We start from the raw sequence: 16,052 nt of genomic DNA, 5'->3' as shown, positions 1-16,052 counted from the left end.
GGCTCCGCCGGCGCGGTGGAGGGACTCGCCGTCGGAGCCCTCGGCGGCCCAGTGCACGAACTTGAAGGTGGCGTACGGGCAGAGCAGGACCAGGACCATGACGACGATGCCGGCCATGACGTCGGCGAGCGCGGCGAGTCCGTCGGTGGCCTCGGTGTCGCCCATCGCGGAGATGCCGAGCAGGAAGACGATCGTCATCAGCAGCTTGGAGACGACCAGGGTCGCGGTGGCCTCGATCCACCCCCTGCGCCACCGGCGCGCGGCCTCCCAGCCTCCGCCGGCCCCGGCGAACACCGCCAGCGTGACGAGCACGAGGATGCCGACCTTGCGGACCATCATCACGCACCAGTACAGGACCGCTCCGATCGCGGCCCCCAGAGCGGCGATGGTCGGCACCAGCCAGCCCAGACTGGTCAGGGCCCCGATCTGGGAGACCTTGACGATGCGGCGCACCGCGTCCTCGACGGAGGTGTTCGCCGCTTTGAACAGCCCGTCCGACAGGGCGTCGACCACTTCGACCGCCACCGTGGTCAGGGCGATGGCGGAGAAGGCGAACAGCACGCCCGTCGCGGTGCCGGTGAACGCCTGGGTGAGGGCCTGGCCGTCCCGGCGGACCGCGGCCCGGACGAGCTGGGCGCAGAACGTACCGACCAGGACGATCAGTCCGATCGGCAGGATCAGCTCGTAGTTGTCGCGGAACCAGCCGGCGTTCAGGTCAACCCGGGTGGTGGTGTTGACGGCCTCGGCGGCGAGGTCCGTCGTGGCGGCGGTGAGTTCGCCGGCCGACTTGGCCATCCAGTTGCCGATCGCCTCGCCGGGATTGGAGACGAAGTCTGCCGCGTCTCCGACGGCGCACAGCTTGTCCGCGAGGGGAAGATCGCAGAAGCCCACGGGAAGGTGGCCCTCCTTTCTTGCTCGGGGCTCAGGACTCAGGGCCGGTCAGGGCGCGACGCGAGGCGCGATGGACACCAGGGAGCAGTCCTGGGACGGGCGGCACTGCACGGCGAGGGTCACGGAGCGGCCCTCCGCCCCGCTCCCGCCGTCCGCCCAGGCGATCCGCTGCTTGCCGGTGACGGTCACGGCGTAGATGTACGCCTCGGTGATCGCGGACGGGTCCTCGGCCAGGGCCTGCTTGAACGCCGACGGGTAGTGGCCCTCGGAGGCGGACGCGGTGGCGTGCTGCCGCTGGTCGGCCATCCGCGACCACAGGACCGGGCCCGGCACCTGCGCGGAGATCGACGGCCAGTCGCTGTACTCGCTCTCCTCGGTCATCCACGCCTCCATGCCAGCGAGTTGCTGCTCATGGCTGGTGTCGCGGGTGTCGTAGGACCAGAGCATCACCGCGGCCGCCTTGCCGAAGGCGACCGGATCCGAGATCCGCGGCGGTCGGGGCGCCGAGCCCGTCTCGGTGCCGGGCTCCTGCGCGTCCTGGGATGGCGCCGAGCTGCCCAACGAGGCTGGGGGAGGAGGGGAAGCGGGGAAGGGGCGCTGCTGTTCGCCGCGCCCGGTGACGTAGGCGGTCGTGCCGGCGATGGCGAGCAGACAGGCCAGCCCGATCGCGACCGCGAGGATGCGGCGGTTGGCCGGCCAGCCGATGCCGTGGCCCGGCAGGGGGAGGAGTCGCTTCGGCATCACTGAACCTGCGTTCCCAGGGCAGAGAAGAAGGCCACGATGCCGTTGGCCGCGCCCAGGCCGAGGGCGGCGCCCGCCGCGACGACCGCGCCCTTCTTCCCGTTCGCTTCAGCCTGGTGGCCGCCGGTGTGGTGGCCCCAGGCCCACACCGCCAGGCTGACGGCGAGGGCGCCCACCACGGCGATGATGCCGAACATGTTGATGGAGCTGACGACGTCTTTCAGGACGGAGAGGCCCGGCAGGCCACCGTCCTTGGGGGTGATCCCGGGGTCGAAAACGAGATGGAGCCGGTCGGCGAGAGGTGTCATGGGTGTGGCAAGGCTCCTTGCGTGCACGGGCCAAAGGGCCGAAGCGGGGAACGGGAGGGCGGGGCCGGCAGAGGGCTGGTGTCACAGAACGCGGCGCACGGCGAGGACGTCCCAGTCCTTGAGCGGGGTGATGCGTACGGGCTTGCCCGTGCGCGGAGCCTCGATGACGAGCCCCTGCCCCATGTACATGCCGACGTGCTCAGGGCGTGCGACGGTGCCGCGGCTGAAGATCAGATCACCGGGCCGCAGCTGGTTCGGCGAGACGGCTTCGCCTTCGCCGACCTGCGTGTACGTGGTGCGGGTGAGCCGGACGCCGGCCTCGGCGTACGCCTGCTGCATCAGCGAGCTGCAGTCGCAGCGGCCCATCGGGTCGGGGCCGTGCGGCGCGGTGCAGGTGCCGCCCCACTGATACATCGTGCCGAGCTGGTGCATCGCCCAGACGATCGCCGTGCGGGCACGCGGGTCGGCGTCCCCGGGGACCTTGTACCCGTCCGGGACGGCGCCTTCGGGGATCTTCCCGAAGGACGAGCCGTCCTCCGTGGCGCACTCGGACAGCGGGGGAGCGTCGTCGCCCTCCTGGCCGACACCGTCACCGGCGCCGGGGAAGGTGGCGGCGATGGCCGTCTGCAGCGCGGTCGCGAGAGGCTCCCACTGGGCGTAGGCGTCCGGATAGCCGGACTTCTGCACCGCCTGGGCGGCCTGGGTCACGGTCATCTGCTGCCAGCCGCTCACCCGCACAAGCGCCGTGTAGAACCTTTCGGACGCGTAGACGGGATCGCGGATCTGCTCGGCGGTGCCCCAGCCCTGGCTGGGGCGCTGCTGGAACAGTCCGAGGGAATCGCGGTCCCCGTAGTCCAGGTTGCGCAGCCGGGACTCCTGTATGGCGGTGGCCAGCGCGATGATCTGCCCGCGCCGGGGAATCCGGAGATCGGCCCCGGTGACGACGATGGTTCGGGCGTGCGGGATCTGTTCATCAGGCAGCTCCAAACCCTCGATGTCGACGTCGGAGGTGTCCGCGCCGTCGAGGATCTCGGCGACCTGCTCGGTGACCTTGTCGGTGTCCAGGTCCGGAAGGCATCGCGACGCACTGCCGCGGACGGCGGCCTCGCTGGAGCCGGCCGTCAGCATGGCCGCGCCGCCGAGGAGGACGGGGGAGAGGACGACGACGCCGATGCCGGCGGCGAGCGTCTTCAACCGGACTGGCCTCCTCGCCCAGCGGGGGGCGCGGGCGGGGGCGGGCAACGAGAGATCACAGAGGTCTCCTTCGGGACGGAAGAGGCACGGCGGCCGGGGCGGATGTCCGGGAGGCGCCGGTCTGAGGGCGAGTTGCCGCCCAGCCTGCGGGTCGGGGGGCGATGGGTGCGCCGGGGCAGGGGGAACCTCCGCAGGACGCGGTGGAAAGGCGTCGGCGGCGGTGTGCTCCGGGCGGTTCCAAAACAGTAGGCCCGGATCGGCGGTTGACCAAAAATTCGCCGCGAGGGGGCGAATTCCTTCCCCTCGCCGCGCACTTCTTGGTGAGCGGCCGATTCGCCTCTACAGTTCTGAGACTCCCTCCGCCTTCCGTGCCGCGTTATCCCGGCCTCCTGCACGCCCGGTTTCCAGCCCGGCCGGATTCTCCTGGGCGAGAGGAGTCTCCCGAATCCCCCACGCCCGAATCGGGGTAGCTCTTTGCCTTTCTCTCTCCACCAGGGCGACGCCCTGCGTGTGCTGTCCACGCTGCCGGACGACTGCGTCGACTCCGTGATCACCGACCCGCCCTACAACTCCGGCGGCCGCACGGCCAAGGAGCGCACATCCCGCTCGGCGAGGCAGAAGTACACCTCCGCCGACGCCAAGCACACCCTGCCGGACTTCACCGGCGAGAACATGGACCAGCGCTCCTACGGCTTCTGGCTGACCCAGCTCATGACCGAGGCCCACCGGCTGACGAAGACCGGCGGGACCGCCCTGCTGTTCACCGACTGGCGGCAGCTGCCCGTCACCACGGACGCGATCCAGGCCGCCGGATGGCTGTGGCGCGGGGTCCTGGCCTGGCACAAACCGCAGGCCAGGCCGCAGAAGGGTCGCTTCACCCAGAACTGCGAGTTCGTCGTCTGGGCGTCGAAGGGGGCGATCGACGGCTCCCGTAACCCGGTCTACCTGCCCGGTCTGTACTCCGCCTCGCAGCCTTCGGGCGCGAAGCGGCAGCACATCACGCAGAAGCCGGTCGAGGTGATGCGCGAGCTGGTCAAGATCAGCCCCGAGGGCGGTACGGTGCTCGACTTCTGTGCGGGCTCCGGCTCCACAGGCGTGGCCGCCCTGCTGGAGGGCCGCGACTTCATCGGTGTGGAGAAGACCGAGCACTACGCCTCCATCGCGACCGACCGGCTCACCGAGACCGCCCGCCAGACCCTCACCCGGGACGACGTCGTCCTCAGCGCCTGACCGCCCGGGCAGCCCGCCCGTCGGCCGATGCACGGCCCGTCGGCGCCGCACCCCCGCCAGCCCCACGGTTCCAAGGAGGCCCTCTCCACTCATGTCCGATCCCGTAAACCCTCCGGGGGAGGGCGGGGACGAGCCCGTCCGCGTCCCCGACTCCCACCTCGAGGGGATCGAGGCCAGCGTCCGGAAGTTGATGGAGCAGTCCGCCCAGCAGGCCCGGCAGCTCGACCACCTCGCCTCCGCCCCCGTCCCCGGCGGCTCCTCGCCGTTCACGGCGTTCGGCATGCCCGGAGTCGGCGGGCCGGCCCCGGCGGCTCCGCCGGAACCGAGGCCGATCCTGGAGCTGGAGGGCGAGGAGTACGAGGACGAACTCGACGCCCTGTCGGACTGGGTGGACGACTTCCTGCTGCCCGTCTACGGGGCGGAGGTCACCACGGCCGCCCCGTGGTGCCTGCGGTGGCAGGAGCACGACGACGTGGTGGCCTGGCTCCACGCACTGTGGCTCGCCTACCAGCAGCACAGGGACCCCGAAGCGGGCCCGTCCGGGCTGTTCGTATGGCACCGGGACTTCCTCACCCACGCCGTCGCGGCGATCCGCGCCCCCGGTGGACCGCTGTCGGCGTGTATGACCTCACCCGAGCGGCCCGCGCACCGGCTCCTGCCCGGCCCGCCGCCCTCGACCCGTACGGAGAAGGCGAGCGCAGCCGAGTCCGCATCGTCCGAGCCGGACGAGCCGACGTCATGAATGCCGGGCGGCAGCCCGCCTTCGGGCTCAGCTTCGACCCGCGCGCCCTGACCGACCTCCTCCAGGCGCCCGGCGACATCCGCGACCTCGCCCTCGCCTGCCTGCAGGAGGTGGTGAACGCCGAGCGCTTCGGGCTCCGGCTGACCGGCGACCTGGAGGGCTACCGCAAGCTGTTCGTCGACTCCCGCAAGGAGTGGCGCGTCGTCTACGGCGTTCGCCCGGCGCCGGAGACAGCCGCGCACCGCAGGGAGATCCACGTCGTGGCCATCCGGCCACGGGCTCGGAACGACGTCTACGACACCGTCGGTGCCCGGCTTGGGATGGCCCGCCGACCATTGAGCGCCCGCACCCACGCCGCCCGGGCCCGTCCCCCTCAGCTGACCGAACACCGTCCCGCCCCCAGGCCGGGACCGCCCCGCACGATGCCCGGCCTGCCGCGCCCAGTACCCATCCCCTCCAAGGGACCTGCCCGTTGACGATCTCCCCTCCCACGCCGCAGCACCGGCTCACCGCCGAACCGCCGACAGCCGCACCACAGCGGAACACCCGCCGCCACGCGCTTCCGACGGCCATGCGGGGGCGCCCTTGCTGACCCACCCGATCCTCGCCGGCACCCGGCTGGCCCGCGTCGAGGACTGGCCGCTCATCGACGCCTTCCACCACCGCTCCTCGCGAAGTGCCCTGTACCGGCGCTGGGGCCACACCCACGTCCTCCGCCGCGACATCGAGCGGCTGCTCACCCACTGCGACAATTGGATCAGCCTCGATCCGCACAACGGCGAAGTCATCGCCCTGACCTGTGCGGGGCCGCTCAGCAGGGAACCGGGCGTGGTCGACCTCGGCCTGCAGGTCGCCGACACCCACCAGCGCCGCGGCATCGGCACCACGCTGGCCCGCCACGCAGCCCAGCACGCCCGGGCCCGTGGCGCCCACACCCTGAGCGCGTACACCGAAGCCTCGAACACCCCGATGCTCCACCTCCTGCGCCGCCTCGGACCCATGCGCCACAGCCACGACGGCACCCACCTCGACATCCGCGTCCCACTCGACCGTGCCGCTGCCTCGGACACCACCCGGCCGGGCACCGAGCACAGCCGCCACTGACCACACCTCCGTCCACCGAAAGGAGTCCATGGGGCACCCCGAACTCGACCTCCGCCTGGATGGCTTCGTGGCCGCCGACGAGCAGACCGAAAAGGCGTTCCGGCGTGCGATCCGGATCGAGCAGGCCGAACTCACCCCACTGGCCGAACACCACACCTCTGACGGCGCGAGCTACTACCTGCTCCACAACCGCGCCGTCACCTGGGGCGTCCCCGGGGAGCCGCAACTCGCCGCCCTCCACCTGCGGCGCGACCCCAAGACGATGACCTTCCGCTTCGACCACGCGACGCTGCCACTGCCGGCGATGGCACAGTCCTGGCTCATCCACCGCGGCTGCCCACCTGATGGGATCAGCCTGAAGCCCGGCACGGGAACCACACCGGCGGACGAGACGACCCGCGCACTGGAGCATCGGCTCATGGGCGATGGCGACCGCTTCGCCCTCCTGCACAGCTACACCGACGACAACTTCGACCACGCCATGACCGTCGCGGTCCTGCGCTGCCTCGACGAGCGCAGCCCTTCCCCGTTCCGCGTACTGCACGAGGACGTGGACACCGACTCCTGGACCCACACCCTGCGCGAGGGCGGTTTCGCCACCCTCGCGGAAGCCCATCGGTGGTGTGAGGACGCCCTGAGCGGCGAGGTGTCCCCTTTGCCGCCGATCCAACCCACCGCCCGCTCCGTCCCGCGGCCGGCCAGTCACCCTCCGGCCCCCACGCAACGCCCCGCCGGCCGTGGCCGTTGAGTATCACTTCCACGAAGCGGGCGGAAATATAGGCGACGATCGCCGGTTGGCCAAACCGGCGAAACCGTGGACTCTGATAGCGGCCGACAGGGGAACACCCGGTTCGCTTCTTTTCGCACAACCCCTTTTCCGCAAAGAGGTTGCCTCGCCTGCGCTCACTCCGAACGGCGATTTCCGTCCGCCCGTATCCCGCCCGCCCGCAAGAAGGGAAAATCCCGTGCCCGACGAGGTAGACGATGTCGTGGGCGTTCTCACCGAGCAGATCGAGCACCGCTTCGGCATGGGCATCGGCACGTTGAAGGCCGCCGTCGCAGCCGCCCCGGACGCCCACCGCGAAGCCACCGAGACCGTACGCCGACACGACCTGCTCACCGAATCCCAGGCCGCTCTGGAACACGCGGAGGACGATCTTCTGCGCGCCCTGGAAACGCAGCCCGGAGAGGCCGACGACCACACTGTGGACCTCGCCCACCGCGTCAACGACGCCGTCTCGGCCCGCGACGGGCGCGCCATGGCCGTGCGGTGGCTGCTCGACCCCGCCACGCGAGGCGAACGGAGCCCCGCCGCCGGGCGGCCGACCCGTCTCGACCGCAGCACACGCCGGGGCCCGGCCGCGCCCACCAGCCCGCCCGCGCGACCCGCCACGGCGCCGGCCACCGGTCGAGGAGTCCTGCGATGAGCGTCCGTATCAAGCCCTGCACGCAGGACGGTCGACTGCAGGAGGTCTTCGGCGCCCCGGTCACCGATCTGTACGGGCAGGCCGCCGACCCGGACGCCTCCGCAGCCGTCACCCGAGCCCTGGAACTGCGCAACTTCCTCGCCATGGCCGAGGAACAGGTCACCCGGATCCGCGACCGCGTGCACGAGGCGATGGCGCCCGAGCGTGGCATGGACGAGCTGTCCGCCGACGAGCTGCGGATGGACGCGCAGTGGCTGGACGCCGCGCTGTCCGCCCGCGACGGCTACCGCACCGCGCTGGACGATCTGCTGCGCACTGCGCCCTCGCTCCAACAATCGGCACGCCCCGCCCGACTCACCCAGCAGACGGTCAGCACCACCCTGCCCGCGGCCTCCGCCTCACCGACACCCGAAGGCCCCGGTGAGGTTCGCAGCCGACGACGATGAGAGCCCTCGCCGATTGACCCATCCCACCGCCGCTGAGATCGCCGCTCGGATCGAGGACCTGTACGGCACCGAACTCTCCGATCTCGAGGCCTACGCCCGGGACCAGGATCCCGGCATGCTGGCCGCGCTCCTCGGAAGCCACCGCACCCTGGCCCTCGCCGAGCAGAGCATCACCGCCCAGCGGGAACGACTGCAGCATCTGACCCGTCCCGGGCGGCAGATCGGTGCCCACGAGGCCTCCCACATCCTCGACTGCGCCCGCCGCCTCGCCGAAGCCGTCGCCGTCCGCGACACCCAGGCCACGACCGCCAGCGCGGTCCTGCGCAGCCTCGGCCGCGCTCCGGCACCGGAGCCGCCCACCACCTCGGCCGCAGTCCCCCTTCCCGCCCCGCCCGTACCGGCCGCGAGCCCCGCACCGAGTCGCTGACCCGACAGCGTCCCGGCCTTCCGTACTCAGGAGTCCCCCTTGGCCACCACCGGTCTGCCGCCCGCCGACGACGCCGACGTCGCCCGGGTCACCGAAGCCCTCCAGATGATCACACCGCGCTGGAACGTGCGGATCCTGCTGGCCCTGAACCAGCCGGCACAGCGCTACACGCAGATCGCGGCCAAGCTGCCGTACCTCCAGAGCGGCCAGCTGCACCCCAAGATCCGCTCACTGTGCGACGCCGGCCTGGCCGAACGCACCGAGCACTCCGCCCGCCACGTCACCTACGGCCTCACCACCCGCGGCCGACAACTCCTGCCGGTACTCCCGATGCTGGCTTCCTGGGCCGAGCAGAACCTGCAGAAGCCGGAACAGCCGCTCTCCGCGATTGAGCAGGTCGAGGACAGCCTCGCCCTCCTCACCCGCCGCCAGGCCCCCGCGATCCTGTGGGCTCTCAAGTCGCGGCAGGAGGTGACGGCCCGCGCCTTGGCCCGCATCGTCCTCCCCGACGGCTACTGGACCAACGTCTACCCGCCGCTGCGGCAACTCGTCGACGACGGCCTGGTGATGACCGAGGGCAACGGGCAGCCCTACCGCCTCTCACCGGCCGGTGCCGCACTCGGACCCGTCCTCGGAGCCCTGTCCATGTGGTCCGCCGGTCGGCCACTCGACCACGCCGCCCGCCACCCGCTGTGGGGACGACCCACCCCCGGACCCGCGACTCTCACCCGCGCCTGGACAAGCCACCAGCACCGGCCCCTCGCACCCACCGCTCCCACGGCCCCCGCCATACCGGCACAGCCCGCCCGCCGCCTCGGCTGGCAGCCCAGCGAGCTGTTCTCCCACGCCACCCCCACCCGCGCGAAGGCGGCCCTACCGGTCGGAGGAGCCCGCCGGTGATCCCCGCCCTCTCCCACCAGCAGCTCCGCAACACCTGCACGGCGCTGTCCTCCGCTGGCCTGATTCGCCTGGTCAGCGAGATCGACGACCACGGAGCCATACCGGCGCGCGGCCTGGCACGCACCCTCGCGGACCTCTCTGCTGACCGGATCCGCCAGGCCGTCGAGCATGCCGACTCCCTCGGACTCCTCACCCGAACCCCCGGCACTATGGGCCTCTCGGCGGCCGGCCGGGACCTCGCCGACGTCTACGATGCGACCGCGCGGTGGGCCCGGCGGCACAACCACCCGGCCGCGCACTGCGACTTCGCCGGACGGATCCACAGCACGTTCGCCCTCCTGGGTACGCCGACAGCCGACACCTGGGATTCCGAGAGCGAGCGCGAGACCGAACTCGGCCGCATCGAACGGCTGATGGCCGAGTGGACCCATACCCACCAGCGAACCCGCGGCACCGACGGCGTCGCCGCGTGACGCCTGCCCCCACCCTCCTGCGCGGGATCTACCTGCCCCGCAGCGCCGACGGCGCCGCGTTCGCGATGGCCACCTACGGCATCCCCCTCCTCGTCCTGGCCACCACCGGGTCGGCCGCTCTGACCGGACTGGCCTTCGCTCTGGAATGGGTCCCGCGCATCGCTGCCTTCACGGTGGCCGGCACCCTCGTGGACCGCCACGGCACGGCCCGCGTCTTCCGGGCAGCCTGCCTCGCGCGCGCCCTGACCGTCCTCGCCGCAGCCGGCGTCCTGGCCATGCTCGACGCCGGTTCGCCGACGGTGACCACCACCGTCATGCTGCTGGCCGCGTCCACCGGCATCCTCACCGAGTTCAGCTACGTGGCGGCCGAGACCGCGGGCGGCGTGGCGAGCCGGAGCGCAGGCGCCCAGGCTCACCGGGTGCAGTCCGTCCTGCTGGGCATCGACCAGACCGCCATGCTCACCGGACCGCTGGTCTCCGGCCTGCTGCTGGAACACGGCGGGCCGACCGCCATGCTCGGCACGCTCGCGGCCTTCTCCCTGCTCGCCGCCGCCCTCGGATCCGAAACGCGGAACGCACCGACGAGCGCGGCATCCGCAGAGGGAGGACTACGGACGGGCTGGGCGACACTGCGCTCCCTGCCGGCCTTGGCCTGGCTGGTCGCCGGACTGGTCGTCTCCAACACCGCCATCGCCCTGCTTCAGGCCGCCATGCCGGTCATCGTCGTGACCGAGCTGGGGCACTCCAGCGCGGACGCCGGACTGATCTGGTCCGCCGCGGCCGCCGCCTCCCTGCTCGCCATCACCGCCGCCCGCCGGGCGATCGACCGCTGGGACCTGTGGCCGGTCGGAGCCGCAGCCGCCGCTCTCGCCGCCGGAGCGACCCTCGCCGTCGCCCAGGCCGACACCTACCGCGGCTACCTCCTGCTGATCGCCGTCCTGATGGCCGGCGAAGGCGGGCTCACCGTCGTCCTGCGCACCCTGCGCTCCCACCTGATCCCACCCGACGTCTTCGGCAGCACCCTCGCCGTGACGATCCTGCTGCTCCTGCTGCCCTTCCCCGCCGCCGGGCTGCTCGTCGCGGCCGTACCGCCCGCCCAGCTCGGGCACGCCGTCACCGCCGCCGCACTACTCCAGGCCGCCGGCCTCGCGGCCGCCTTCATCCGGCTGCGCACCCTGCCCGCCCTTCCGGCACCGGCGCCCTGACCTCCCGGTCCGAACGGACCCCCACCGCTCGTGCCCGCCACCACGCGGGACGGGCTGCCCGGCCTCGCCCTCCCGCGTCGGCCTTCCACTCCCCGAACCATTGAGGAGCCTGCTCTTGTCCGACCGTCCTGCCGTCCTGGTCGTCGCTGCGGCTGACATGGAAGCCGAGGCGTACCGCGGCTACTGCCTCGAGTCCGTGGCCGCCGCCTACGACGTCGTTCTCATCACCGGCGAGGAACCGTCGTGGGAGGTGCCGTACATCCGGGACTGCCTGGTCGTGCCCGACCCCACCGACCAGACGGCGCTGTATGCCGCCGGCCGGACCCTGGCCGACCGCTACGACCTGGCCGGGGTGTTCACCTGGACCGAGTGGTACCTCGTCCCGGTCGCCCGCCTCGCACGTCGGCTCGGCCTGCCGACCACCGACCCGGAGGCGATGCGAGCATGCCGCGACAAGGCCACCGCGAGGAGCCTGTTCGCGCGCCACGGCGTTCCGTCGGCCGCATCGGTGAGCGTCCGCACCCGCCATGAGGCGCAGGCCGCGGCCGAGCGGATCGGCTATCCCGTCGTGTTGAAGCTGGCCGCGCACGCGGCCAGCATCGGCGTGATCCGCGCCGACCCCCCCGACCAGCTCGCCGCCGCGTACGGAGCCGCCCGCCGGGCGGCCGGCCTGGGCCTGGAGAGCACCGACGTTCTGGTCGAGGAGTACCTCGACGGCCCGGAAGTCTCGGCCGAGTGCGTCACGTACCGGGGCAAGACCACGGTGGTGGCCGTGACCCGCAAGACGGTCAGCGAGCCGCCGCACTTCGAGGAGCTGGCACACTCCGTCGACGCCACCGATCCGCTCCTGGCCACCGTCGCGCCCGCCGCGCGGGCCGCGATCCGCGCACTGGGGATCACCGACGGCGTCAGCCACGTCGAGATGCGCCTGGTCGACGGCCGGCCCCGGCTCGTCGAGGTCAACGGACGCCTCGCCGGGGACATGATCGGCCACCTGGTCCGCCTCGCCACCGGCATCGACCTGCCCCGTGCCGCCGCCGACATCGCCTGCGACCGCGCCCCCGACCTCACTCCGACCAGATCCTCGGCCGCCGCGATCCACCTGATCTACCCCGAGACCTCCGGCATCCTCACCCGTCTGCGTTTCGACGGCCCCCGCCCGCCGTGGCTGGAGCGGATCCACTTCCAGCGCCGCCCCGGCGACCGGCTCCTCCTGCCGGCGGACGGCGGTGACATGTTCACCGCCCGGATCGGTCACCTCATCGCCACCGGCCCCACCGTCGAGGCTGCCCGCGCCCGCGCCGCCACTGCCCTCGGCCACGTCGTCACCCACGTCGAACCGGCCGCCGCCTCCTGACCACCGGACCCTTGATGCCGCCCCACGACGACCTTCGCACCATCGGCGGGGACGTCCACGTCTCTCCGCGCTACCTCGCCGCCGCCACCGCGACCGGCGACCCCGCCCTCGCACCGCTGCTCGACCTCGGCTGGGACCTGGAACACGACGACCTCGGCAACGCCTACGTCCACGCACCCGACCGCACCGTCCGCCTCGGCTACCTCCCCGAGGGAGAGGACGACGGTCTCTGGCGTATCAACGCCTACCGCGACGCCTTCGGCCCGCCCACCTGGGGCGTCTGCTTCAACGACTCCTGCCCCACCGAGTTCGTCCGGGCCCTCACCACCGCCCTCGCCGAGGCGTACGAACAGGGCCCGGACGCCTACCTCGCGGCACCGGACTCCCGAAGCGCGGACCGCGAACCGTTCCTCGCCGCCGCCCCCTTGATCAACCGCGGCTGGCAGCTCGAACGCCCCAGCGGAGGCGTCCTGGCGATCCGCTCGCCCGACGGCTACGCCGGACTGGAGCTCACCACCGGACGCCTCGACCCGCAAGCCGAGCTGACCACCCGCGACGCCCGCTGGCAGCTATGGGCCGGTACCTCCATCGACCACCCCGCCTGGTACGCCACCGCCAGCACCAACACCCCCGTCGCTCTGCTCCGGGCCGTCACCGAGTGCGTCTCCGACCCCGCACCGCTGCCCCGCTGGCGAGAGGAGACCTACAGCTATATCCCGGGCATGGCCCGGCTCACCCCCATCCTCCCGCCGGCCCCGCCGGCGCCGACCCCGCTCGATGTCCAGCGGATCGCCTCCCGCCGCTCTGCCGCGCTCCCCGCCTCCAGCGTGCCGCGCTGGAGCACCACCAGTCGCCCAGCCCTGCGCGGCCCTCGGCGCTGACCGCCCACAGTCCGCCGCTTCCGGAGGTATCCGCTTGGCCCTGCATGCCCGCGCCTTCTTCATCGAGCACCTGAAGCTCCCGTTCGCCGAGGCCGCCGTCGTCGGCAACACCTACTACGCGACTCCCACCCCCGGCGGCCTGCTGAGGCTGCGGATCGACTTCGCCCGCACCATCCGCGCGTACGAGTACGACGGCCTGCGCCTGGCCACCATCCACCCGGACAGAGGCGAACTCGACGCTGTAACACTGCGGTTCGAGGACCACAAGACCTTCGACCACCGCGACGCTGCCCAGGGCCGCGGCCCGACGCACTCGGGATACGCCACGTTCCGCGAGTTCCGCGACCGACCCGACTGGGTGCCCTGGAAAGGCGCCCACACCAACGGACTCCGCGCCGCCATCGAGCAGTACACCTCCGTGTGGTTCCCCGGCACGTGGCAGACGCCCGCACCGTTCCGCGCTCTGGGCCGCACCGCGCGGAAGCCCCCGTCCCCGTCAGCCGTCCGCAGCGGGAGCCGCTCCCGCTAACCCACGCAACCCCGCGCCGCACCCCTTCCATCCCCTTCCTCGTTCCGGAGCCGTTTCTTGCGCACCCGCCCCGCCCGCCGCCTTCCCACTGCCGTCGCCGTCGCCGCGGCGGTGACCGGCACCCTTACCTGGGCCCCGACCGCCACCGCCCAGGACCCCAAGCCGACCTCCTCCACTTCCACCGCTTCCACCAGGATCCCCGAGTCCGGCGCGGGCAGCGTCGCCATCACCAAGGACCCGGCCGGCGAGAGCCTCGAAGGGGCCACCTTCCCCCTCTTCGACGCCACCGGTCAGGAAGTGGGGTCGGCAAGACCGATGCCCAAAGGAAGTCGACCTTCACCGATCTCGTCCCCGGCATCTACCGGCTGAGGGAGACCGCCTCCGGCAGCATGCTCCACGACGTCGTTGCTGATCAGGACGTCAACATCGTCCCGGCGCCACCGCCTGCCCGACGATCGTTGATCCCTTCAAGCCCGCCCACATCCTTTTGAAGGCCAAAGACGACAAGACCGGCAAGCTCCTACCCGGAGACACCCGAACATCGAGGCAGGCGGGAAGGCCCTGCTTATGCTCGCCACCGGCCCGAGTGGCACTGCCGTCAGCGAACTGCCACTGACCAGCCAAAGGACCAAGCTCTGGGTCAAGCAGGCCAAGGCGCCCAAGGGCTACGACCTCTACAAGCTCTCGAAGAGCTTCACCGCCGGACTGGGGGCACCGGCCATCGTGACCGTCACCAACGCCAAGACCGCCACCACCCCCGAAGCCCACCCTGACTGAGAAGCTCACGCAACAGCCGACTGGCACTCCGTCCATGCCTGCGGACATGCCGACGGAAGGTAAGTCCGCTCCTGAGTAGCTGAAGTTCGATGAGACCGCGACCGGCGACGCGAGCCGTCCGGCGCGCCGTCTGTCGACGGCTCCGATGCTGCCTCCAAGGCTCCGACCCTTGTCGGAACGCTCGCGCACGCGGGTGCCGACGACGCTCCGTGGCTGTTCGGTGGCGCTGGACCCCTGCTGGAGGGAGGTGTCGGCGCGGTCGCCGCTGCACGCCGTCGCTTCGTGTCTGGGCAGGGCGGTGACACCGATGCGAGCTGACTCACGATCATCACCGCCCATCAGCCCTCGGCATCAAGTTCCATGGGCTGATGGGCGTTGGTGCGCCCAGCTCTGCAGCTGGTGCTTTCTCCTGCCAGCGCTGAGGCTGGGAACCTTTGCCGGGTGAGGATCGTCTACCCCTGTTGGCCAACGCCCCACGTTCTATCGTCATACGTATGGTGTTGGCCAACAGACGGCACCAAGGGGGGATGGCAACATGACGGGCAACAGCAGAAGACCGGACGGGGCGCCCTATCCATACGTCGTTCGCTGCCGCGTGCCAGATGGTCGGGAGAATGAGTGGTGCTACGACACTTGGGAGCAGGCGGACCAGCAGCGGCGCGGCATCACTGAGATGTTTCAGAGCGCAGGAGAGGCCGTAGTTATCACAGTCCTCACACCATTCAACCCCCTGCGTTACGAGGTCGAGGGCACTGATCCGATACCGGTCAGCGCGCTAACGAACCAGGACAACAACGACCGCCTGGCGACATCCAGAGCTTCGGTTTCTCTCTGTCCTAAGAACGGCTGCCACGCTCTCCCTGACAACGTCCAAAGCCTCATTATCGAGGACGGGGGTGACATAGCAGAAGCACTTGCCGCTGCCTACGACGGCTGTGAGTATTGCAAGGCTGACTTGGAGCGTCGCGTCGCAGACGGTGACGAAACCCTTGTTCTCCTTATGGCAGCCTTTTGGCTCTGCTCCTATGCCCAAGTCCGTGCCTCACAAGGCTTGCCGCCTGCGATATGTGCTGATGAGCTGTTTCCGTCAATCTTTTTGAAGGATCTGGACCCGATAACCCGCCGCCTGCTGCGGAGAATCGTGCTGGAGCCTGTCGAAGCTCCCGGCGGCCAGCCCGCTGCCCAGCCCGGAGCCCATGAATTGGCTGACCTGATCATAAACGTCGCCAACGATGATGAGCGTACCGCTCTATGGCATGACGCCTTCAATGGAGCAGTAGGCATTGTGATGATGGAAACTTTCCGGCTCTAAGAGGATGTCTCATGTGGTGACTGCGGTCAGCCGTTTGTAGCAGGTCAGGGCAGCTGCGAGGCCGAGGAAGGCGAGGAAGTGTTCGCCCTTGCGCTCGTACCGGACGGT

Annotated in this window: 21 protein-coding genes and 1 pseudogene; 17 read left to right on the top strand and 5 right to left on the bottom strand. The window is 71.1% G+C overall.

The window, feature by feature from the left end; translation table 11 throughout:
* From AC2CJA_RS13335 to AC2CJA_RS13320, 4 genes are all read right to left on the bottom strand, one after another.
* A partial coding sequence (locus AC2CJA_RS13335; RefSeq protein WP_484602904.1) for an SCO6881 family protein occupies nucleotides 1-891 on the bottom strand: 891 nt, incomplete at its 3' end.
* A gap of 48 nt (nucleotides 892-939) precedes the next feature.
* On the bottom strand, nucleotides 940-1,632 hold the full coding sequence (locus tag AC2CJA_RS13330) for a hypothetical protein (protein WP_484602903.1): 693 nt from the start codon (nucleotides 1,630-1,632) through the stop codon (nucleotides 940-942).
* Complete coding sequence (locus tag AC2CJA_RS13325; protein WP_484602902.1) at nucleotides 1,632-1,940, bottom strand: DUF6112 family protein; 309 nt, start codon at nucleotides 1,938-1,940, stop codon at nucleotides 1,632-1,634. Before AC2CJA_RS13325 ends, AC2CJA_RS13330 begins: the two co-directional genes overlap by 1 nt.
* Before the next feature lie 81 nt (nucleotides 1,941-2,021).
* The gene (locus tag AC2CJA_RS13320; protein WP_484602901.1) at nucleotides 2,022-3,134 is read right to left on the bottom strand and encodes a C40 family peptidase; all 1,113 of its coding nucleotides are present in this window, start codon (nucleotides 3,132-3,134) and stop codon (nucleotides 2,022-2,024) included.
* Between the two features lie 474 nt (nucleotides 3,135-3,608).
* Here AC2CJA_RS13320 and AC2CJA_RS13315 point away from each other — a divergent pair, with 474 nt between their 5' ends.
* The 17 genes from AC2CJA_RS13315 (at nucleotide 3,609) to AC2CJA_RS13235 (ending at nucleotide 15,944) form a co-directional block, all read left to right on the top strand.
* On the top strand, nucleotides 3,609-4,364 hold the full coding sequence (locus tag AC2CJA_RS13315) for a DNA-methyltransferase (RefSeq protein ID WP_484602900.1): 756 nt from the start codon (nucleotides 3,609-3,611) through the stop codon (nucleotides 4,362-4,364).
* A gap of 190 nt (nucleotides 4,365-4,554) precedes the next feature.
* Nucleotides 4,555-5,106 carry a DUF4913 domain-containing protein gene (locus tag AC2CJA_RS13310; RefSeq protein ID WP_484602907.1) on the top strand — a complete coding sequence of 184 codons (552 nt, stop codon included), beginning with the start codon at nucleotides 4,555-4,557 and terminating at the stop codon, nucleotides 5,104-5,106.
* On the top strand, nucleotides 5,103-5,582 hold the full coding sequence (locus AC2CJA_RS13305) for a hypothetical protein (protein ID WP_484602899.1): 480 nt from the start codon (nucleotides 5,103-5,105) through the stop codon (nucleotides 5,580-5,582). The genes AC2CJA_RS13310 and AC2CJA_RS13305 overlap by 4 nt, the downstream gene beginning before the upstream one ends.
* 109 nt (nucleotides 5,583-5,691) lie before the next feature.
* Nucleotides 5,692-6,210, top strand: coding sequence for a GNAT family N-acetyltransferase (locus tag AC2CJA_RS13300; RefSeq protein ID WP_484602898.1), 519 nt, complete (start codon nucleotides 5,692-5,694; stop codon nucleotides 6,208-6,210).
* Between the two features lie 28 nt (nucleotides 6,211-6,238).
* The gene (locus tag AC2CJA_RS13295) at nucleotides 6,239-6,958 is read left to right on the top strand and encodes a hypothetical protein (RefSeq protein WP_484602897.1); all 720 of its coding nucleotides are present in this window, start codon (nucleotides 6,239-6,241) and stop codon (nucleotides 6,956-6,958) included.
* A gap of 217 nt (nucleotides 6,959-7,175) precedes the next feature.
* Nucleotides 7,176-7,637: a hypothetical protein gene (locus AC2CJA_RS13290; RefSeq protein ID WP_484602896.1), complete on the top strand. Its 462-nt coding sequence runs from the start codon at nucleotides 7,176-7,178 to the stop codon at nucleotides 7,635-7,637.
* On the top strand, nucleotides 7,634-8,083 hold the full coding sequence (locus AC2CJA_RS13285) for a hypothetical protein (RefSeq protein WP_484602895.1): 450 nt from the start codon (nucleotides 7,634-7,636) through the stop codon (nucleotides 8,081-8,083). The genes AC2CJA_RS13290 and AC2CJA_RS13285 overlap by 4 nt, the downstream gene beginning before the upstream one ends.
* Nucleotides 8,084-8,096: 13 nt before the next feature.
* Entirely contained in the window at nucleotides 8,097-8,510 is a 414-nt protein-coding gene (locus tag AC2CJA_RS13280; protein ID WP_484602894.1) for a hypothetical protein, read from the top strand.
* 39 nt (nucleotides 8,511-8,549) lie between these two features.
* Nucleotides 8,550-9,410, top strand: coding sequence for a winged helix-turn-helix transcriptional regulator (locus tag AC2CJA_RS13275; protein ID WP_484602893.1), 861 nt, complete (start codon nucleotides 8,550-8,552; stop codon nucleotides 9,408-9,410).
* Nucleotides 9,407-9,883, top strand: a complete 477-nt coding sequence (locus AC2CJA_RS13270) for a hypothetical protein (RefSeq protein ID WP_484602892.1) — start codon at nucleotides 9,407-9,409, stop codon at nucleotides 9,881-9,883. The genes AC2CJA_RS13275 and AC2CJA_RS13270 overlap by 4 nt, the downstream gene beginning before the upstream one ends.
* A 65-nt stretch (nucleotides 9,884-9,948) precedes the next feature.
* Complete coding sequence (locus AC2CJA_RS13265; protein ID WP_484602906.1) at nucleotides 9,949-11,088, top strand: MFS transporter; 1,140 nt, start codon at nucleotides 9,949-9,951, stop codon at nucleotides 11,086-11,088.
* A gap of 157 nt (nucleotides 11,089-11,245) precedes the next feature.
* A complete protein-coding gene (locus tag AC2CJA_RS13260) occupies nucleotides 11,246-12,445 on the top strand; it encodes an ATP-grasp domain-containing protein (protein ID WP_484602905.1) in 1,200 nt (399 codons plus the stop codon).
* Nucleotides 12,446-12,459: 14 nt separating this feature from the next.
* Nucleotides 12,460-13,326, top strand: a complete 867-nt coding sequence (locus AC2CJA_RS13255) for an SPDY domain-containing protein (protein WP_484602891.1) — start codon at nucleotides 12,460-12,462, stop codon at nucleotides 13,324-13,326.
* Nucleotides 13,327-13,360: 34 nt separating this feature from the next.
* Nucleotides 13,361-13,855: a hypothetical protein gene (locus AC2CJA_RS13250; RefSeq protein ID WP_484602890.1), complete on the top strand. Its 495-nt coding sequence runs from the start codon at nucleotides 13,361-13,363 to the stop codon at nucleotides 13,853-13,855.
* 57 nt (nucleotides 13,856-13,912) lie between these two features.
* Entirely contained in the window at nucleotides 13,913-14,224 is a 312-nt protein-coding gene (locus tag AC2CJA_RS13245) for a hypothetical protein (protein WP_484602889.1), read from the top strand.
* Nucleotides 14,225-14,422: 198 nt separating this feature from the next.
* A complete protein-coding gene (locus AC2CJA_RS13240) occupies nucleotides 14,423-14,632 on the top strand; it encodes a hypothetical protein (protein ID WP_484602888.1) in 210 nt (69 codons plus the stop codon).
* A 535-nt stretch (nucleotides 14,633-15,167) separates the two neighbouring features.
* A complete protein-coding gene (locus AC2CJA_RS13235) occupies nucleotides 15,168-15,944 on the top strand; it encodes a hypothetical protein (RefSeq protein ID WP_484602887.1) in 777 nt (258 codons plus the stop codon).
* A gap of 9 nt (nucleotides 15,945-15,953) precedes the next feature.
* Here AC2CJA_RS13235 and AC2CJA_RS13230 read toward each other — a convergent pair.
* Nucleotides 15,954-16,052, bottom strand: a pseudogene (locus AC2CJA_RS13230) (IS5/IS1182 family transposase); the annotation flags it as partial.

This window comes from Streptomyces sp. ATLC9 (assembly GCF_057196705.1).
This window is presented reverse-complemented; position numbering and strand designations above follow the sequence as displayed.